The organism is Streptomyces griseochromogenes (assembly GCF_001542625.1).
GTDB lineage: Bacteria > Actinomycetota > Actinomycetes > Streptomycetales > Streptomycetaceae > Streptomyces > Streptomyces griseochromogenes.
This window is the reverse complement of sequence record NZ_CP016279.1, coordinates 10,287,909-10,307,208: the sequence shown is the minus strand read 5'-3', so window position 1 is coordinate 10,307,208 and position 19,300 is coordinate 10,287,909. Positions and strand designations below refer to the sequence as shown.

Below are 19,300 nucleotides of genomic sequence, written 5' to 3'. Positions count from 1 at the left end.
ATACATTCCATTCTTGCTCAGGAGTTACCGGGGTGCGGCGAGTGGGTTCCGAAGGTGCGCCGAAAATAGACAAGCGGCTCTTTTCTCCCGGTCGGTTCAGCGGCGTCGACCCGACCGAGAACGATCACGTGATCACCGCCGTCGACCATGTCGGCCACGCTGGCCGCTATCCAGGCCGACGCCTGCGAGAGTCGCGGGATTCCGCGATCGATTCTCCAGCTGGTCCCGTGAAATTTGTCGATTCCGTTCTTGGTGGCGAACGACAACGCCAGGCCGGCCTGGTCGGCACCGAGTACATGGAGACCGAAACGGCCGGTTTCGCGGATCACTTCGAGAGTCGTCGACCTCCGGTCGAGGGAGACCAGGACCATTACCGGATCGATCGAGAGAGAGGCGAAGGCGCTGACGGTCGCGCCGCATGGCAGATTGTCGTCGGACATCGTCGTCACGATGGACACGGGCGTGGCCACCGAGGCCATGACCTCCTTGAACATTCCCCGCAGCGTGGACTCGCCGGTGTCTGTGCTCCCTGTTCCCGTACGCATGGTGGACCCCCGTCCTTCGTCATGACACAAACATTTCGTCCGCCGGATCGATCTCCAGACCGAACCCCAGTCCGGGAAGTTCGTCATGGAACCACTTCTTGCGAAGCAGGAGGTAATCGGGAGAAGCGAAGACGTCGTCAAGAGCCGCATCGACACTGTGGACGAGCGCCCCATCCCCATGTCTCATCATGAATCCGTAGCATTCCTCGCCGAGTCGCACGTCCATGAGCCGGATGTCCTCGGCTGCCGCGCTTCCGCGGAGCAGTGACCTGAGAATCACTTCGTCCGCCACCATGGCATCGACGTGCTGATCGTTGCTGAACGCATTCCTCGCCGCACCGATGGACGGCACGCCGATGAAGGTGTATTCGAACCCGATGTCCGATTGACTCCGGAGTGCGGCCTCGCTCGTCGACCCTTGGATGCCTACTACGCGCAAGCCGCCGGGTGCCGGTGAATTCGTGCCGGACCTGTGTGCAATGCGATGGGAGTTCCGGAATATCGGTCGGCTGAAAGCGTTGCGCAGCAGCCGTTCTTCCGTGATCGTCGTCGACCCGCATTCCATGTCGATAACGCCCCCGACGAGCAGACCCTCGCGTGTGGACGAGGTGACCTCGACGGCCTGGACCGGTGGAATCATTTCCACGCTGCGGAAAACATTCGCAAGCACCAGTTGCGCCAGATCGACAGAATAGCCGATCGGATGGAATTCCGCGGTCGGCGAATACGAGAACGGCGGCGTATTCCTCTGGAAACCGATACGCAGGGTTCCACGGTCGAGTGCGCTACCGGACAACAGCAGCCGCCTTGTCCGCGGAGTCCTGTACGGCAAGCATGTTCACGAGCCTGAGCAGGGGCCCGGGATCCGCCAAGAGGTACATGTGCCCGCCGGCCACCGTCACCTGCGAGAAGTCCCGCGTCGTCAGCGCCGCCCAACCGCCCATCACATCGGGTTTCAGCAGCAGGTCCTGCTCGCCCGAGACGCAGTACACGTCGACCGGGAGCGGCCGGGGGGTGAGCGAAGGGAACTCGCGGGACATCCAGGCAAGATCCGCAGCCAGCGTATCCCCGTAGAACTCCCCGACGGTGCCCGTAGCGGCTTCTCCGAGCGCGTCGAGGAAGCCCGCAGTGCACTCGGCGAAGTCCTCCGGGGCCGGGAGCCCACCGGACTTGCGGCTGTACGGAGGCGGGGCCTGAGCCGACAGCACCACCCGTGCGGGCCTGCGCTCGATCGCCCACAGCATGTCGGCGACCGCCCACGCGAGCGTCGCCCCCATGCTGTGGCCGAGGAGGACGACGTCGTCGTAGGGCATTCGGCAGATTGCCTGGGCGATCTCCAGCACGAGATCGCCCAGGTCGTCCGTGAGCGGCTCCACGATCCGGTCCTCACGGCCCTTGAGCTGCACGAGCACCAAGTCGAAGTTCGGCGCGAGCGCGTCGGCCCATCCCCGGAACGCGGACATTCCGCCGCCGGCGTGGTGGAAGCAGACGACCGCGCGCCGATGGCCGTGGGAGTACCGTCTCAGGAGCCGATCGCCGGTCGGCCGGACCTGCTGCCCCATCAGAGGCCGGTCCGCGGTTCGGAGTGCTCACGACCGGCGGGGACGATGCGGCGGAGCCCCGTACGGTACTGCTCGGCGAGCGCTCGGTATTCCGCGGCGGTCTCGTCCAGCACGGCCACGTCGCTGCCGCTCAGCGTCATCAGGACGGAAGCCGGGGCACCCGCGATGAGGCTCCGGTCCGGGTACTGGGGGCCGACGCTCAGTACCGCGCCCGCGGAGACCCGGGAGCTCGCGCCGACCGATACCCCGTTCAGCAGGACCGCCCCGATTCCGATCACCGATCCCGCGCCGACCGAGCACCCGTGCAGCAGCGCGCCGTGAGCGACCGTCACATCGCGTCCGACTGCCAGAGGGTGACCGGGATCCGAGTGCAGCATCGCGTGGTCCTGGATGTTCGACCCCGAGCCGATCCGGACCGTGCCCTTGTCGCCGCGAATGGTCACACCCGGCCAGAGGCTGACATCCGCCTCGATCTCGACATCACCGATGACGACCACGTCGTCGAACGCGTAGACGCTCGGGTGGATTCGCGGGCCGACCCCGTGGAAGCTGTAGGCCTTCATGCGTCACGCTCCTTTCCGAAGCAGGGAGGAAAGCCGGGCAAGGCTCTTCATGACCTCGTCCTTGGACAGCCCGAAGTCGACCAGGCATGCGATCTCGTTCACGCCCATCGCGTGGAAGCCCTCCAGGGTCGTCCGCGCCCGGTCGAGGTCACCGATCAGCGAGCTCGTGGAGATGTACCGGTGGAACACCATGTCGATGAAGGCGTCCCTGTCGTCGCCGAGCGTCTGCAGCGTCCGGGACTTGTCCGGCGACTCGCTCTGCCCCGAGGTGGCGTGCTGCGAGACGAACGAGCTCAGGTACTCGGTCATGGCCGGCCGGACCCGCTCCACGGCCTCGTCCGTGTCGGTGCCGATGTAGGTGTGCAGCATCAGCGACACGACGCCGGCGTCGGGGTCCAGGCCCACACGAGCGCGCGCCTCACGGTAGAGGCCGATTCGCTGCTCGAGTCCGGACGGACTGAAGTTGATCAACGCAGTCAGGACGTTCAGACCCGTTTCGCCGGCGAATCGCCATGAGTCCACGCTCTTGGACGACGTCAGCCAGAGAGGGAGTTGCCGCTGCACAGGACGCGGGAAGCTCAGAACCTCGTGTGTCTCGCCCAGCGGGTCGACCCGCTTGACGGCGTTTCCGCGCCACAGGTCCTGGAGCTGATCCCGGGCCTGATTGAGCAGCTGGGACCTGAGCTCGTACCCGTCGGGGTTGAGGACGAAGTCCCGCGCATGCCAGCCGGGCGCCACCGCGAGATCGACGCGTCCGCCCGACAGGTTGTCCACGAGCGCCCACTCCTCCGCCACGCGCAGGACATCGTGGAGCGGAAGGTTGACGCTTCCCGCGCGGATACGCACGTTCTCGGTGATCACGGCCAGTGCCGCGCCCAGGACGGACGGGTTCGGATAGGCACCTCCGACCTCGGTGAAGTGCCGTTCCGGGGTCCAGACGGCGGTGAAGCCGGCCCTGTCGATGAAGCGGGAGACGTCCAGCAGAAGGTCATAGGGATCGCGGTCCGTGCCCAGCCCGGAGAAGAAGATGACGCCAAGGTCGGGAATCGGCGCGGACCCCGGCGTGTCCCGGGGCTCGACCGCACCTGTGGCCCCGGACTTCAGGCGCGCCTTCAGCCGCGCCAGGTCCCCTGCGCTGAGGAATGCTCCGTCAGACATGGACCGGCTCCCCGAGCAGCAGCGCCGTGATCACCTTTGTGCTTCCCAGGACGGAACTGTGCTCGTAGAAGTCCTGCACGGAGATGTCCACTTCGAACGTGGTGCGCAGTTTGTTGATCAGCTGAATCGCCATGAGCGAGTTGCCGCCGAGCTCGAAGAAGCCGCGCTCGTCGGCCGCGTCCGCTCCGCCGACGAAGCTTTCGAAGATGGTGCCGACCACCTGCCGGATCTCCGCGGTCGCCTCGTGAAGACCGTCGCCCGGCTCCGGCGCGGCGTCCTGGGACCGGCCACCGGCCTCTGGGGGCTCCTCCTCTCGTGCGGCTGGGGTTCCCGGCCGAGTCCTCACCTCGCACGCACTCGGCTCCGCGCCGAAACCGAGGTTCGGCTCCACCCAGTGGATGTCCTTCTCGAAGGCGTATGTCGGCAGGGAGACCAGCCGCGCGGCACTGGCGTAGTGATCGATCGGCAGCTCGGGGTCGGCAGCCCAGCCGAGCGCGATCGCGTCCGCGAACGACTCTTCCTCGTGGTCCGGTTCACCCAGCGTCTGGGCGAGCTCCAAGGTCGGTTCGAGGTCCGATCCGTAGTTGGCGCGGACCAGGTTGCTCATCGACCGGCCGGAACCGATCTCGATGTACCTGCTCACGCCCAGCTGACGCAGCGTCTCCACCGAGTCGGCGAAGTTGATGCTGCGAACCAGGTGCTCCGCCCAGTAGTGCGGGCTGCGAGCCTCGTACTCGGTGAGGAGTCGGCCGGTGATGTTCGATACCACCGGAATCCGTGGCGCCCGCATGTCGCAGGCGCGCAGGAACTCCAGGAAGTCGTCCGCGGCGTCCTGCATCAGCGGCGAGTGGAACGCGTGGGAGGTCGCCAGCTTCTGGTGGTGGACGCCGGCCTCCGCGGCCCTCGCGGTGGCCGTCTCCATGCTCTCGTGGGCTCCGGACAGCACGAACTGCTGGGGGGAGTTCCGTGCCGCGACCACCAGCGCTTCCGCGCTGATCAGATCGGCGAACGGGTCCAGCCGATCGACCGCGAGCATGGCTCCGGGGGCGCAGCGGGCCATGACCCTCGCCCGGGTCGCCACCAGCTCGGCAGCCGTCCGCAGGTCGAAAACGCCCGCGACCGCGGCGGCGACCACCTCCCCGAGGCTGTGTCCGAAGAGGTAGCGGGGACTGACGCCGCAATAGATGAGGGTCGTCGCCAGCGCGTACTCGACGGCGAACAGCAGGGGCTGTGCCACGGACGTGTCGGTGGCGTCGGCCTCCCCGTCGGCCACCAGGAACTTCCACAGATCGAAGGCCACGTGGTCGTTCACCGCGGCCACCGCTTCGTCGAGCCGGCGCGCGAAGGTCTCGTTCTTCACGGCGAGCACGGAGCCCATCGCGGTGCGCTGGGTTCCCTGCCCGGCGAAGACGAACGCGATGTCGTGGGGGCCCGATTCGGATCCCACGTGGTAGCGCTCGGCCTTCAGCCGGGAGACCGCCTCGGCGCGGTCCACGACAGCCAGCGCGGCACGGTGGGGATGACGCGTCCGCCCGGTGCGCAGGGTGTGCGCGTATTCGGCCGGCGCGGCGTCGCCGTCGGCCGCGAGATGCTTCGCCAGCGCGGCCGCCTGCCGGCGCAGCGCCTTCTCGGACTTCGCCGAGAAGGTGAGGATGCGGGGGCCGTCGGCGGGAGCGGCGGGCGCCGCCGGTGCCTGTTCGAAGCTGCGAAGGACGACGTGGCCGTTGGTGCCGCCCATGCCGAAGGCGCTCACGCCGATCCAGGCGGTGGTGTCCTGGTCGAGCGGAAGGCCCTCCGTGACCACGAAATAGCGGGATCCGTCCAGCCCCAGCGCCGGGTTGACCTCGCGGACGTTCACCGTCGGCGGCACGTACTTGTGCTTGAGCACCAGCGCCGCCTTGATCAGGCCGACGATTCCGGCGGCGATGTTGACGTGTCCGAAGTTGCCCTTGAGGGAGCCGATGCCGCACGGTGCACCGTCGAGGCCGTAGGCCTGCTTGATCGCCTCGATCTCGACGGGGTCGCCGAGCGCCGTCCCCGTGCCGTGCGCCTCGATGTAGGTGATGTCCGTCTGCTGGGCGCCCGAGATCTCCAGCGCCTCTCTCAACACCGTGACCTGGCCGGACACGCTCGGAGCGGTGAAACTCACCTTCTCCGCTCCATCGTTGTTGACGGCGGAGCCGGCGATCACCGCGTGCACCTCGTCGCCGTCGGCGACCGCGTCGCGCAGCCGCTTCAGGAGGACGAGGCCGAGGCCGTTGGTGAAGACGGTGCCGTTGGCCCCGGAGTCGAACGGGCGGCATCGGCCGTCCGGTGACAGTACGCCGCCGACCTGGTACCGGTAGCCGGCCTCCTGCGGGACGCGTACGTACACCGCACCCGCGATGGCCGCATCGCATTCGTTCAGCAGCAGGCTCTGCACGGCCGAGTGGACGGCGACGAGGCCGGTCGAGCACGCGGTCTGCACGTTCACGCTGGGCCCGCGCAGGTTCAGCTTGTAGGAGATCCGGGTGGCCAGGAAGTCCTTGTCGTTGGCGTGACGGACGACCATCTCGCCCAGCGAGTCGACGAGATCCCGTCGGCGCAGGGCCCCGAAGAGGTACGTGCTCATTCCCGAGCCGGCGAACACACCGATCCGCTGGTCGGTGCGCTGCGGGTCGATGTTCGCCCGCTCCAGCAGCGCGACGGACTTCTCGAGCATGAGGCGCTGCTGGACGTCGAGTACGTCCGCCTCACGCGCGGAGAACCCGAAATACGTGGAGTCGAACTCGGCGACGGCGTCGAGGACTCCCGCCCGCTTGACGTAGTCGGGATGCGACCGTTGCTCTTCCGGCACCCCGGCCGACGCCACCTCCGCGTCGGTCAGATCGGTGATCACGCTCTCGCCGTCGACCAGCTTCTGCCAGAACTCCTCGACGGACGCGGCCTGCGGCAGTCGGCATTCCATAGCGACGATCGCGATCAGCTCGTCATAATCGCTGTGCATGCTAATCCTTTTCCAATCCGGCAGAGGAGTGCGCTTGCTGGAGACGACGGGAGCGTCTGGCTGACAGAACACGAGCGCGGGCGGCGTTGCCGACGACAGCCGCCCGGGCGTCCGGTGTGCTGGTGCGGGAGTCCTTCAGGGATTCGAGGAACCGGCGCTGAGCATTGAAGGAGGCGTGCTCGAACAGCCGGACGAGTGGAAAGTGGACCCCGAACTCCGCCTGGATCTCCGAGTGGAGAACAACGATCGTGAGCGACGTCCCGCCCGCATCGAAGAAGCTGACTTCGCGATCGGTCACCCGCTCCGCGCCGCCACCGGCCACTGTGAGCCAGATGCGCTCCAATCGGTCGGTGACCGACCGGTCCGTCCGGCCCTCGAGCCCGGTACCGCCGACACGCTCGGCCCGGTGCCGGAGGTGGCTGCGGGCGGCCTCCGCCAGCGCCTTCCGATCCGCCTTCCCGTTGGGGAGCTTCGGCAGCCCGGGAAGGTAGAGGAACACCGAGGGGACCATGACGCTCATCAAGCGCCCCTTCAGGTCGTCCCGAAGCTGCCGCTCAGCCGTCGCGTCGCCCTCGACGACCGCGACGATGACCTTGGTGAACCGGTCCTCCAGGGCACAGACGAAAGCGTCGCGGACACTCGGATGCGACTGGATCGCCGAACGCACCTCCTGCAGTTCGATCCGGACACCTGCGATCTTGATCTGCTCGTCCGCCCGGCCGACGATCTCCAGGTCCCCGTGGTCGGTACGGCGTCCGAGGTCCCCGGTCGGGTAGGCGACGACCTGCTCCCCGTCGACGCAGATCCCGACGAACGGCGAAACGATCCGGCCGTCGACGAGATAGCCGTGCGAGGGATGGTCCGCCGAGATGTGGATCTCACCGACCACACCGTCCGGGCAGACTTGCCGGTTCTCGTCCAGGACATGGCTCCGCGAGCAGGGGAGGTTCTGCCCCACCGGCTGGATCCCGGCGGCCGTGCTCTGCGGGATCCGGTAGAAGTGCTGAGCCAGCGTGGTCTCGGTGGGGCCGTAGAGGTTCACCACCTGGCAGCGCGGAAAGAACTCCTGCCACCTGCGCACGAGCGCGCCGTCCAGAGGCTCTCCCGCGAAGAAGGCCAGGCGGACGGACGGTATCGGCTCGGGCTTGGCCGGTCCGGACATCCACACCTTGCCGAGCGAGGGGACCAGGTGGAGGCCGGTCACCTGTTCCTGCCGCAGGAACTCCCGCACGCCGGCGGCGTCAAGGTGCTGCTCGTCCGGAACGCACAGCGTGGCTCCGCTGATCAGGGGCGTCAGCGCGTCCCGGAACCAGACGTCGAAGGACAGGTTGGTGAGATGCGCGAATCGATCGTGCGGCCCGATGCCGAATTCGCCGGCCTGCCACTCCAGAAACAGTGACAGGCCCGTGTGGCTGCCGATGATCGCCTTGGGCTTCCCCGTGGATCCGGAGGTGAAGGCGATGTAGGCGTAGTCCTCGTTGTCGAGGCTCTCGCCGACGGCGCCTTCGTCTGCGGCCCCCGGGCCGGCTCGCAGCGTGATGCGGAGTGCGTTCCCGCAGTCGATGGTCGCCCGGACGGGTCCGCAATTCAGCATCGTCTCGCGCCGTACCTCGGGCAGGCCGTCGTCGACGAGCATGACTATCGCGCCGGACAGCCAGACTCCGAAGACTGCCACGATCACCGACGCTCCGCGACGGCCCAGCACGCCGACGACGTCACCGTTCCCGATGCCCTGCTCCTGCAGTTCGTCCGCGACTTTCCGGGCGCGTGACAATAGCTCGGTGAATTCAATCGATTCGGAAGAGGAGTTGATCGCGACAGCGTGAGTAAATTTCTCGCACGCCTGCCGCAATAGAGTACCAACCGCCTGCAAGGCTAAACTCTCCATCTCAAGATTCTTCTCACCGAACTGTCAGGTGAGAATCTGGTGTTCTCGGCAGGCCGGCCCGGGCAGCCCGCATGCCCGCGGGCATGGAGGCTCGAAATACGCTGCATCGCGTGCGCGGGGACGGGAAGCGCCGCGTGCGTCGGCCGGCGACGGCCCACCGGTGGAACCGGTGGTTGCCGACAGCCCCGACGGCCCTCTCGGCAGCGAGATACGGGTGGCCCGGAGCCGGGCGGCCGCGGCTAGCGGTGAGCCTGCTGGAACGTCGCGAGCACGACGGCCGCGACCATGAAGAGCGTGCCGAACACCTTGTTCAGCATTTTGACCTGCTTCTCCGTCTTGAGGCGGAGCGCGACCCGGGAGGCGAGCCCGGTGTAGAAGGCCATCACCACGAGGTCCGTGAACGCCATCGTCAGCGCCACCACGACATACTGCGGCCCGAGCGGTGATCCGGAGACGATGAACTGCGGGATGACCGCCAGCATGAAGATGTAGCCCTTGGGGTTGATCAGGTTCAGCGAAATGCCTTTACCTATGATCGTGAAGGTCCCGATACGGGGCGTGTCCCCCTGGTTCAGCGTGATGGGCGACGCCTTGGACAGCAACTGCGACAGGCCGAGGTAGAACAGGTACGCCACTCCGGCCCACTTGAGGACGTTGAACGCGATCGGCGAGGCCTGGATGATGACCCCGAGTCCGACGACGACTGCGAGGAATACTGCCCACAGGCCGAGTACCAGTCCGACTGCCCCCATGTAGCCGCGCCGGAATCCGTAGTTCAGGCCGTTCGACATGGAGAAAACGGATCCTGAACCGGGTGAAAGGGAAAATATCCACGACGCGGCGAAACAAGTTATCCATGCGTCAACAGGCATGACTGTACTCCCCCGAATACGCTCTGATCCGACCTGCTGAAAACTTCGGCCGGTGGTCGTCGGGGAGCTTATGCAGAGGGCGCCTATCTCCGCACCCGCCATCCATAATGCGGACATTCGCTTCCGCATCATGAAAGATTGCTGGTGGGTGATGCCGTCGGCCCACACGCGGGAGGCGTGAGTCCCGCCCGCGCTGGATAGTGTCGATGCATGGACCTTCTGCCGACCCCGGCGACCCAGGCAGGGCGGGACGGACTCCAGGCGTTGCTCGCGAAGCCGCACACCGCGGTGATCGGCCTCGACTTCGACGGCACGCTGGCCCCGATCGTCGCCGACCCCGAGCAGGCCCGCGCCCACCCCGACACCGTTCCCGCGCTCGCCGCCCTCGCCCCCAAGGTGGCCTCCGTCGCCGTGATCACCGGCAGGCCCGCCGGGGTCGCGGTGCGGTACGGCGGCTTCGCGGGCGTCCCGGGCCTGGAGCACCTGGTCGTCCTCGGCCACTACGGCGCCGAACGCTGGGACGCCGCGACCGGCACGGTCACCGCGCCCCCGCCCCACCCCGGCGTGGCCGCGGTCCGCGCCGAACTGCCCGGACTCCTGGACCGCGTCGGCGCCTGGCGCGGCACGTGGGTCGAGGAGAAGGGCCGCGCCGTCGCCGTCCACACCCGCCGCGCGGACGACCCCCAGGCCGCCTTCGAGGCCCTGCGCGCACCCCTGGCCGAGCTCGCCACCCGGCACGGCCTGATCGTCGAGCCCGGCCGGCTGGTCCTCGAACTCCGCCCGCCCGGCATGGACAAGGGCGTGGCGCTCACCGAGTACGTCCGCGACTCCGGCGCCGAGTCGGTCCTCTACGCCGGTGACGACCTGGGCGACCTCCCCGCCTACGCGGCAGTCGACAAACTCCGCTCGGACGGACTACCGGGCCTCCTCGTCTGCAGCGGAAGCACGGAGGTGACGGAACTGGCCGAGCGGGCGGACGTGGTGACCGACGGCCCCGAGGGAGTCGTGTCCCTGCTCCGGACCCTGGCGGCACACATGCGCTGACGTCACCGCTCCAGCGCACCCAGCTGATCCAGGAACCACTGGGCGGGCGGCAGCGCGGTAGCGGCGGCGGCCAGCCTCTTGGAGCGCTCCGCCCGCTCCCCGGCCGCCATGCTCAGCGCCGCGTGCAACGCCTCCGCCGTCCCCCCGATGTCGTACGGATTCACCACGACCGCGTCCTCACCCAGCTCCTCGTACGCCCCGGCCTCCCGCGACAGCACCAGCGCGCAGCCCTCGTCCGAGACGACCGGCACCTCCTTGGCGACCAGGTTCATGCCGTCCCGGATCGGGTTGACGAGCGCCACGTCCGCGAGCCGGTACGCGGCCAGGGAGCGCGCGAAGTCGTCCTTGACGTGCAGCAGGACCGGTGTCCAACCCGGCGTTCCGTAGCGCGAGTTGATCTCCCCGGCCACCCGTCGTACCTCCGCCGTGTAGTCGCGGTAGACGGCGAGATCCTGCCGGGACGGGTAGGCGAAGGCGAGATGGACGACCCGCTCGCGCCACTCGGGGCGGTCCTCCAGCAGCTGTTCGTACGCCAGCAGGCCGCGCACGATGTTCTTGGACAGCTCGGTGCGGTCCACCCGGACGATCGTCCGGCGCCCTTCGCCGATCTCCGCCCGCAGCGCGGCCATCCGCTCGTTCACGTCCGTCCGGTGCGCCCGCTCCCGCAGGAAGTCCGCGTCCGCCCCGAGCCCGTGCACCCCGATCCGGGTCCCGGACGGGATGCCGGGTCCCAGTACCGCGTGACAGCAGTCGGTGAACGCGTCCGCCCACCGCCGGGTCAGGAACGCGGCCCGGTCCGCGCCCAGGATGCCGCTCAGCAGCTCCGCCGCGATGTCGTCGGGCAGCAGGCGGAAGTAGTCCGGCGGTGCCCACGGGGTGTGCGAGAAGTGGCCGATGCGCAGGTCGGGGCGGAGCCGGCGGAGCATCCGGGGGGCGAGCGCCAGGTGGTAGTCCTGGATCAGCACCGCCGCGCCGTCCGCGGCCTCCTCGGCCAGCGCCTCGGCGAAGGCCTGGTTGTACGCCTCGTACGCCGCCCACTGCCGCCGGAAGCCCGCGTCGAAGATCGGCTCCAGCGGGGTCTGGTACAGCATGTGGTGGACGAACCAGAGCACCGAGTTGGCGATGCCGTTGTACGCGTCGGTGAACACCGCCGCGTCGATGTCGAGCATGCGCACCCGCTGCCCGCCGGTCTCCTCGGCCGGCAGCAGCCCGCCGCCCGCGCGCCGTACCGCCTCCCGGTCGCCGTCGCCCAGCGTGGCGCACACCCACACGGCGTTGTGGTCCGGCCCGATGGCCGACAGCCCCGAGACCAGCCCGCCGCCGCCCCGCTTGGCGCGCAGCGAGCCGTCCTCGTGCACCTCGTACGAAACCGGGCCGCGGTTGGACGCGACCAGCACATCAGCAGTGTGCGCGGAAGCCATGGTCCTCAACCTAGCCCGGCCCCGAAACGCTCAAACGTGCGGTCTGCCCCAGAAGGGGGCTGTATACAGCCGTTCTCGCGCGCCCCTCAGGCCACCCGGCGTGCCGCGTACTCCGCGATCTCCGCCATCGGCGGCCGCTCCTCGGTGTCCACCGAGTAGGTGCGCGGCTCGAATCCGTCCTCGCCCCGCTCGAACTGGGTGAGCGAGGGCCGGACGAGGTGGCCGCGGGCCAGCCGCAGCTGGGCCGTGCGGTAGATCGCCGCGGCCATCCGGCCCAGGGCCTGCCCGTCCTGGTGACGGTGCTTGCGCACGCCGACGTCCACCTGGGCGAGGGCGTCCAGGCCCACCAGGTGCAGCGCGTCCACGAGCATGCCCAGCTCCACGCCGTAGCCCACCGGGAACGGCAGCTGCTCCAACAGGGAGCGGCGGGCCGCGTACTCGCCGCCGAGCGGCTGCACGAAACCGGCCAGCTGCGGCCAGTGCATGTTCAGCAGCGGGCGGGCCATCAGTTCCGTCACCCGGCCGCCCTGCCCCGCCGTCCTGCCGGGGGCGAGCGCATCCGGCTCGGCGCCGAGCGGGCGGTCGTACATGGCCTTGACGAGGTCGACGTCCGGGTCGGTGAGCAGCGGGCCGACGACCCCGGAGACGAAGTCGGAGGAGAACTCCTTCAGGTCGGCGTCGATGAAACAGACGATGTCCCCGCTGGTCACCAGCAGGGAGCGCCACAGCACCTCGCCCTTGCCGGGGACGGCCGGGATGCGGGGGAGGATGTCGTCGCGGTGGACGACCCGGGCGCCCGCGGCGGCCGCGACCTCGGAGGTGCGGTCGGTGGACCCGGAGTCGACGACGACGATCTCGTCGACCAGCGGGGACTGCTCCATGAGGTCGTGGCGGATGACCGCGACGATGTCGCCGACCGTCTCCTCCTCGTTGAGCGCGGGCAGCACGACGGAGACCGACTGACCCGTGCGCTGCTTGGCCGCCAGGATCTGACGGAGCGGGCGATCGGTCACGGACCAGGAGCGGGTGGCCAGCCAGCGCTCGACTTCTTCCAGCACAGTCAGCGGCTCCTCACGTTGTCTCGCGGTTCGGACGACTATCTCAACTGTCCTGGCCTTCGGTTACAGTCTTGAACAACGCCGATGACCATCGCATGTCGAGGGTCAACCGCGGGTTTACAACCACATACAGCTCATCCAGAGGGGCAGAGGGACACGGCCCGATGAAGCCCCGGCAACCCTCCAGTCGGTTCTCGTTCTCCAGCGAGGCTCCCGGCTAGGGAAGGTGCCAAATCCGTCTCACGGCGAGATGCGTCGTGAGGAAGATGAGGAGAAAGGGCCTCGCCTCCATGGCTGTGCAGACAGTTGCAAGCACCAGCAATCCCACCGTAGACCTCGGCCCCGCCGCTGCCCTGAGCTGCCGCGAGTGCGGTCACCGGGTTCCGCTCGGGCCGGTGTTCGCCTGCGAGGAGTGTTTCGGTCCGCTGGAGATCGCCTACGACTTCTCCGCCTACGGCACCGAGGAGCTGCGGGCGCGCATCGAGGCGGGCCCCGCGAACATCTGGCGGTACGCGCCGCTACTGCCCGTCCCCGCCGACGTGGCCGACAAGCCGAACATCAACCCGGGCTGGACCAAGCTCGTCAAGGCCGACAACCTCGCGCGTGAGCTGGGGGTGACCGGCGGGCTGTACGTGAAGGACGACTCCGGCAACCCGACGCACTCCTTCAAGGACCGGGTGGTCGCCCAGGCGCTGGAGGCGGCGCGAGCCTTCGGCTTCACGACCCTGTCCTGCTCCTCCACCGGCAACCTGGCCGGCGCCGTCGGCGCCGCGGCCGCCCGGGCCGGCTTCCGCTCCTGCGTGTTCATCCCGCACGACCTGGAGCAGGGCAAGGTCGTCATGGCCGCGGTCTACGGCGGCGAGCTGGTCGGCATCGAGGGCAACTACGACGATGTGAACCGCTTCTGCTCCGAGCTGATCGGCGACCCGGCCGGCGAGGGCTGGGGCTTCGTCAACGTCAACCTGCGGCCGTACTACGCGGAGGGGTCGAAGACCCTGGCGTACGAGATCTGCGAGCAGCTCGGCTGGCGGCTCCCGGACCAGATCGTGGTCCCGATCGCCTCCGGCTCCCAGCTCACGAAGATCGACAAGGGTCTGCAGGAGCTGATCAAGCTCGGGCTGGTCGAGGACAGGCCCTACAAGATCTTCGGCGCGCAGGCCGAGGGCTGCTCGCCGGTGTCGGTCGCCTTCAAGGAGGGCCACGACGTGGTCCGCCCGCAGAAGCCGAACACGATCGCCAAGTCCCTCGCCATCGGCAACCCGGCCGACGGCCCGTACGTCCTCGACATCGCCCGTCGTACCGGTGGTGCGGTGGAGGACGTGACCGACGAGCAGGTCGTGGACGCGATCAAGCTGCTGGCCCGGACCGAGGGCATCTTCGCGGAGACCGCCGGCGGGGTGACCGTGGGCGTGACGCGCAAGCTGATCGAGAACGGTGTGCTGGACCCGACGCTGACGACTGTCGTGCTGAACACGGGAGACGGTCTGAAGACGCTGGACGCGGTGGCCGGCACAGGGCTGACCGCCACCATTCGTCCCAGCCTGGAGTCGTTCCGCGAGGCCGGGCTCGTCTAGGGTCCGCCCCACTCGTTTCGTCCGCGGGCCGGTGGGGGCTGGTCGCGCCCACGCGGCGGAAGCCGCACATCGAACACAGCCCCGCGCCCCTGAGGCCGTACACCCGACCGGAGGTCACACGTCATGAGCGTCACCGTTCGCATCCCCACCATCCTGCGCACCTACACGGGCGGCCAGGCCGAGGTCGCCGCCCAGGGGGCGACCCTCGCCGAGGTCATCGAGGACCTGGAGAAGAACCACACCGGGATCGCCGCCCGGGTGCTGGACGACCAGGGCAAGCTGCGCCGATTCGTCAATGTCTACGTCAACGACGACGACGTCCGCTTCGAGCAGGGTCTTGAAACGGCGACCCCGGACGGTGCCGGTGTCTCCATCATTCCGGCCGTCGCCGGCGGCTGATCATTACCTTCGGTAACCGCGGTTACCGATTGTTCATCGAATGGCCTCCCCCGTGAGAGAAACGGAGGGGGCCATTCAGTGTGATTGAGCGCGGTACAGTTGGGGAACGCGTACCGGACCTGCGGGTCGCAGGCCCCGGATTTCACGCCGCGCGCCCGATAAGAAGCAGCCAAAGTATGCGGGCCGTATGCGGCTTTTGTGCCACTTTGAGTAGCCCGACTTACCCTGAAATCAGCCGAATTCTTGGCAGATTCCGGAACGGGCGCGTCCAGATTTCTCGTCCGATTGACCTGTTGCAGACGGCAGTTGGACAGATACATTCAGCCGCGGTCGACGCGTTCCGGCGCACGCCCCCGACCAATGGGGGGTGAGGTCTGACCCGGGTCCGCGAAGTGTGGATCTGTGCAAGGGCCAGTAATAGGGGAGTTAGGCATGGCTCAGGGCACCGTCAAGTGGTTCAACGCGGAGAAGGGGTACGGCTTCATCGCGGTCGACGGTGGTGCGGATGTATTCGTCCACTACAGCGCGATCCAGATGGACGGTTACCGCACCCTGGAAGAGGGGCAGCGGGTCGATTTCGAGATCTCGCAGGGCCAGAAGGGTCCGCAGGCGGACATGGTCCGGCTGGCGACCAGCTGAAGCACGCGTCGACTGACAGCGACGTTCTTCTGTTCATCTTCGAAGGGCCCGTACCTCCTGGTACGGGCCCTTCGGTCTGCCCCGGCCCGGAGGGCGCCGCCCACCTGCGGATCCCCCCGAGGCGCTTGCACTCGACCATGCCGAGTGCTAATCATTGGCGTTAGCACTCTGAAGGTGAGAGTGACAACGAAGGACCGGGTCGGTGAGGCCCGCAGGCCGGGTGGGGCAAGGAACCACGAGGCAGGCGAGCCGTCCGTCGCGGGCGCGGGCGCGGTCCGAAGGAATCACCCCCAGTCCTGGAGGGACCACTTCACATGGCCAAGATCATCGCGTTCGACGAGGAGGCGCGGCGCGGCCTCGAGCGCGGCATGAACCAGCTCGCGGACGCCGTGAAGGTGACGCTCGGCCCCAAGGGCCGCAACGTCGTCCTCGAGAAGAAGTGGGGCGCCCCCACGATCACCAACGATGGTGTCTCCATCGCCAAGGAGATCGAGCTCGAGGACCCGTACGAGAAGATCGGCGCCGAGCTGGTCAAGGAAGTCGCGAAGAAGACGGACGACGTCGCCGGTGACGGCACGACGACCGCGACCGTCCTGGCCCAGGCCCTGGTCAAGGAAGGCCTCCGCAACGTCGCCGCCGGCGCCAACCCGATGGCTCTGAAGCGCGGTATCGAGAAGGCCGTCGAGGCCGTCTCCGCCGCCCTCCTCGAGCAGGCGAAGGACGTCGAGACCAAGGAGCAGATCGCCTCCACCGCGTCCATCTCCGCCGCCGACACCCAGATCGGCGAGCTGATCGCCGAGGCCATGGACAAGGTCGGCAAGGAAGGCGTCATCACCGTCGAGGAGAGCAACACCTTCGGTCTGGAGCTCGAGCTCACCGAGGGCATGCGCTTCGACAAGGGCTACATCTCCGCCTACTTCGCGACCGACATGGAGCGCATGGAGGCGGCGCTCGAGGACCCGTACATCCTCATCGCCAACTCCAAGATCTCCTCGGTCAAGGACCTGCTCCCGCTCCTTGAGAAGGTCATGCAGTCGGGCAAGCCGCTGCTGATCATCGCCGAGGACGTCGAGGGCGAGGCCCTGTCGACCCTGGTCGTCAACAAGATCCGCGGCACCTTCAAGTCCGTCGCCGTCAAGGCCCCGGGCTTCGGCGACCGCCGCAAGGCCATGCTCGGCGACATCGCCATCCTCACGGGCGGCGAGGTCATCTCCGAGGAGGTCGGCCTCAAGCTGGAGAACGCGACCCTGGACCTCCTGGGCCGCGCCCGCAAGGTCGTCATCACCAAGGACGAGACCACCATCGTCGACGGCGCCGGCTCCTCGGAGCAGGTGGGCGGCCGCGTCAACCAGATCCGCGCCGAGATCGAGAACAGCGACTCGGACTACGACCGCGAGAAGCTGCAGGAGCGCCTGGCGAAGCTCGCCGGCGGTGTCGCGGTCATCAAGGCCGGTGCCGCCACCGAGGTGGAGCTCAAGGAGCGCAAGCACCGCATCGAGGACGCCGTCCGCAACGCGAAGGCGGCCGTCGAGGAGGGCATCGTCGCCGGTGGTGGCGTGGCCCTGCTGCAGGCCTCCTCGGTCTTCGAGAAGCTGGACCTCGAGGGTGACGAGGCGACCGGCGCCAACGCCGTGAAGCTCGCGCTGGAGGCCCCGCTGAAGCAGATCGCCGTCAACGGTGGTCTCGAGGGTGGCGTCGTCGTGGAGAAGGTGCGCAACCTGGCCGTCGGCCACGGTCTGAACGCCGCCTCGGGCGAATACGTCGACATGATCGCCGAGGGCATCATCGACCCGGCGAAGGTGACCCGCTCTGCCCTGCAGAACGCCGCCTCCATCGCCGCGCTGTTCCTCACCACCGAGGCCGTCATCGCCGACAAGCCGGAGAAGGCCGCCGCGCCGGCCGGCGGCGGCATGCCGGGCGGTGACATGGACTTCTGATCGACCTGACGGTTGATCGCCTGTCCTTCGGACCGAGGGCGGTGCTTCCAGCTTCTGGCTGGGGGTGCCGCCCTCGGGCGCGTGTGGGGCTCAGTCCGCGTAGTCCTTGAGTTCCTCGGTGTCGAGGGTGATCCCCATGGGGGGCGGCAGCTCGACGGTTGATCCCCACGGGTAGGAGGAGGACTGTTGGTAGCGGCCGTCCTTCGGTTCGCTGTACACGACGACTGTGCGGTTGTCGCGGTCGATGAGAAGGCAGACAGGGATGTCGACTGTCGCATAGCCGACGGGCTTGTCGATGCGATCGCGCTGGTGGGTGTCCCGGTCGTGGGAGGTGATCTCGACCGCCACGAGGATGCCGTCAGATGCGGACCACTCGCGGTGCCCCTTGAAGTGGCCCTTGGGAGCGACGGCTCCGTCCGTGCGGGCGCGGCCCTTGCGGTAGGCCTCGGTCTTGACGCCGGACTCGCCATAGACGCGGAGGTCAGGGCGATGCTGCATGCATTGCTCCTGCAGCCAGACGAGGATCTCCCGGTGGTTGCCGTCCGGCATGGCCTTGACCTCTAGTTTTCCGTTGATGTACTCAAGCCGGACGGTCTCCGGCGCCCGGCGCTCCAGTTCCTCGAAGTCCTCGACGCTGAGCGGGTCCTTGGTGCGGACTCGCCCGTCGACCAATTCGAGCCGCACGCCCTCCGGGGCCACGCTGGCGAGTTGCTCGAAGTCCTCGATGGGCATCTGCGGGCGTTCGGCGGTGCTGGGGGTCATGGCTTCGCCTCCTCCCCTCCATCGTGCCCCGGGGTGGTGTCGTCGGACCGTAGGAGCGGTCATGCGGGTGTCCTTTCGCGTCGTCGTACGGACATGGCAGCCCGGATCTCGCCCACGCGGGCGTGGACTGCGGGGGCGGGCAGGGGCGTACGAGGGTGCGCGGGGGCGCGTTCGCCTCGGCAGCCGCCGCACACGCCCCCCGGCAGCGCTTCCGGGCGCCCCGGTACTCCGCACTCCGCGCACTCCAGCACTCGGCGCGGTGGGCGTGGGGCCGGTGGTTCCGGCGGGAGTTTGTCGGTCAACCGGCGGCGGAGCAGGGCCGCCGGGCTGTGGACGGGCGTCGGCAGACCTGCGGTCAGCGCGGTCAGCAGCGTCTTCTCGGTGGCCCCGCGCGCGAACCACTCCTCCACCAGCGGGGCGAGTACGGCGCAGTCGGCGGCGGAGAGGGACAGGACCGGGGCCGTACGACCCAGGGCGGCGAGGAGGATGTGGGCGCGGGAGCGGGTGGGGCGGGCGCGTTCGTCCTGTGGCTGTTCCGGTTCGGGTACGTCGCCGCGTGTGAACGACGCCCACCAACTGTCGTCACGCGCGGTACGGGACCACCACGATCGGGTGATCCAGCGCGAGCCGCCCGAGTCGGTCTCCAGCCGCTCCCTTCCTCGCCTCAAGTGCCCTGCCGCCTGGAGGCGGTTGAGCGCCGTACGGAGCGCGCACTGGCCGTACGGGAGCGTCTTGGCCAGTGTCTTCACGGAGATGTCGGCGCCGCCGGGAAGGCGGTCGATGTACGCGGCGATGGCGGCTTCGCGGGGCGGTAAGTGTGCGAAGTCGTGGGTGGTTCGGGGGAGTTGGTCAGGTGCCGAGCGCTTGCCGTAACCCGGATTGGCCATCGGGT

17 protein-coding genes and 1 riboswitch are annotated in these 19,300 nt (G+C 68.3%); of the genes, 5 read left to right on the top strand and 12 right to left on the bottom strand.

Annotated features, from left to right (window positions below):
• Positions 1 to 17 precede the first annotated feature (17 nt).
• The 8 genes from AVL59_RS44990 to AVL59_RS44955 all read right to left on the bottom strand — a co-directional run bounded on the left by AVL59_RS44990 (position 18) and on the right by AVL59_RS44955 (position 9,574).
• Positions 18 to 494, bottom strand: a complete 477-nt coding sequence (locus AVL59_RS44990) for a flavin reductase family protein (protein WP_237281821.1) — start codon at positions 492 to 494, stop codon at positions 18 to 20.
• Positions 495 to 564: 70 nt separating this feature from the next.
• Positions 565 to 1,341, bottom strand: a complete 777-nt coding sequence (locus AVL59_RS44985; RefSeq protein ID WP_159400218.1) for a substrate-binding periplasmic protein — start codon at positions 1,339 to 1,341, stop codon at positions 565 to 567.
• Positions 1,331 to 2,107 (bottom strand): thioesterase II family protein, encoded by a 777-nt coding sequence (locus AVL59_RS44980; protein WP_067316014.1) that lies wholly within the window; start codon positions 2,105 to 2,107, stop codon positions 1,331 to 1,333. Before AVL59_RS44980 ends, AVL59_RS44985 begins: the two co-directional genes overlap by 11 nt.
• The gene (locus AVL59_RS44975; RefSeq protein WP_067316013.1) at positions 2,107 to 2,670 is read right to left on the bottom strand and encodes a gamma carbonic anhydrase family protein; all 564 of its coding nucleotides are present in this window, start codon (positions 2,668 to 2,670) and stop codon (positions 2,107 to 2,109) included. The genes AVL59_RS44980 and AVL59_RS44975 overlap by 1 nt, the downstream gene beginning before the upstream one ends.
• 3 nt (positions 2,671 to 2,673) lie before the next feature.
• Entirely contained in the window at positions 2,674 to 3,828 is a 1,155-nt protein-coding gene (locus AVL59_RS44970; protein ID WP_079147295.1) for a MupA/Atu3671 family FMN-dependent luciferase-like monooxygenase, read from the bottom strand.
• The gene (locus AVL59_RS44965) at positions 3,821 to 6,814 is read right to left on the bottom strand and encodes a type I polyketide synthase (RefSeq protein WP_067316011.1); all 2,994 of its coding nucleotides are present in this window, start codon (positions 6,812 to 6,814) and stop codon (positions 3,821 to 3,823) included. Before AVL59_RS44965 ends, AVL59_RS44970 begins: the two co-directional genes overlap by 8 nt.
• Position 6,815: 1 nt before the next feature.
• Positions 6,816 to 8,702 carry a non-ribosomal peptide synthetase gene (locus AVL59_RS44960; RefSeq protein ID WP_079147294.1) on the bottom strand — a complete coding sequence of 629 codons (1,887 nt, stop codon included), beginning with the start codon at positions 8,700 to 8,702 and terminating at the stop codon, positions 6,816 to 6,818.
• A 239-nt stretch (positions 8,703 to 8,941) separates the two neighbouring features.
• Positions 8,942 to 9,574, bottom strand: a complete 633-nt coding sequence (locus AVL59_RS44955) for a LysE family transporter (RefSeq protein ID WP_067316008.1) — start codon at positions 9,572 to 9,574, stop codon at positions 8,942 to 8,944.
• Positions 9,575 to 9,784: 210 nt separating this feature from the next.
• Between AVL59_RS44955 and otsB the strand changes: the two genes are divergently transcribed.
• Positions 9,785 to 10,618 carry a trehalose-phosphatase gene (gene otsB, locus AVL59_RS44950; protein ID WP_067316006.1) on the top strand — a complete coding sequence of 278 codons (834 nt, stop codon included), beginning with the start codon at positions 9,785 to 9,787 and terminating at the stop codon, positions 10,616 to 10,618.
• 2 nt (positions 10,619 to 10,620) lie between these two features.
• Here the strand turns inward: otsB and AVL59_RS44945 are convergent, their stop codons facing one another.
• Both AVL59_RS44945 and AVL59_RS44940 read right to left on the bottom strand, forming a co-directional pair.
• On the bottom strand, positions 10,621 to 12,039 hold the full coding sequence (locus AVL59_RS44945) for an alpha,alpha-trehalose-phosphate synthase (UDP-forming) (protein WP_099053234.1): 1,419 nt from the start codon (positions 12,037 to 12,039) through the stop codon (positions 10,621 to 10,623).
• Between the two features lie 86 nt (positions 12,040 to 12,125).
• Positions 12,126 to 13,097 (bottom strand): glucosyl-3-phosphoglycerate synthase, encoded by a 972-nt coding sequence (locus AVL59_RS44940; protein ID WP_067316002.1) that lies wholly within the window; start codon positions 13,095 to 13,097, stop codon positions 12,126 to 12,128.
• A 131-nt stretch (positions 13,098 to 13,228) separates the two neighbouring features.
• Positions 13,229 to 13,370, top strand: a riboswitch (SAM riboswitch).
• Positions 13,371 to 13,387: 17 nt separating this feature from the next.
• Between AVL59_RS44940 and thrC the strand changes: the two genes are divergently transcribed.
• The 4 genes from thrC to groL all read left to right on the top strand — a co-directional run bounded on the left by thrC (position 13,388) and on the right by groL (position 17,646).
• Entirely contained in the window at positions 13,388 to 14,671 is a 1,284-nt protein-coding gene (thrC, locus tag AVL59_RS44935) for a threonine synthase (RefSeq protein WP_067316000.1), read from the top strand.
• A 123-nt stretch (positions 14,672 to 14,794) separates the two neighbouring features.
• A complete protein-coding gene (locus AVL59_RS44930; RefSeq protein WP_067315998.1) occupies positions 14,795 to 15,070 on the top strand; it encodes a MoaD/ThiS family protein in 276 nt (91 codons plus the stop codon).
• 432 nt (positions 15,071 to 15,502) lie between these two features.
• Complete coding sequence (locus tag AVL59_RS44925) at positions 15,503 to 15,709, top strand: cold-shock protein (protein ID WP_019057200.1); 207 nt, start codon at positions 15,503 to 15,505, stop codon at positions 15,707 to 15,709.
• A gap of 314 nt (positions 15,710 to 16,023) precedes the next feature.
• On the top strand, positions 16,024 to 17,646 hold the full coding sequence (gene groL / locus AVL59_RS44920; protein ID WP_067315996.1) for a chaperonin GroEL: 1,623 nt from the start codon (positions 16,024 to 16,026) through the stop codon (positions 17,644 to 17,646).
• 90 nt (positions 17,647 to 17,736) lie between these two features.
• Here the strand turns inward: groL and AVL59_RS44915 are convergent, their stop codons facing one another.
• Positions 17,737 to 18,408, bottom strand: coding sequence for a Uma2 family endonuclease (locus AVL59_RS44915; RefSeq protein ID WP_079147293.1), 672 nt, complete (start codon positions 18,406 to 18,408; stop codon positions 17,737 to 17,739).
• A gap of 59 nt (positions 18,409 to 18,467) precedes the next feature.
• Entirely contained in the window at positions 18,468 to 19,295 is an 828-nt protein-coding gene (locus AVL59_RS44910) for a hypothetical protein (protein WP_067318524.1), read from the bottom strand.
• Positions 19,296 to 19,300: the final 5 nt, after the last annotated feature.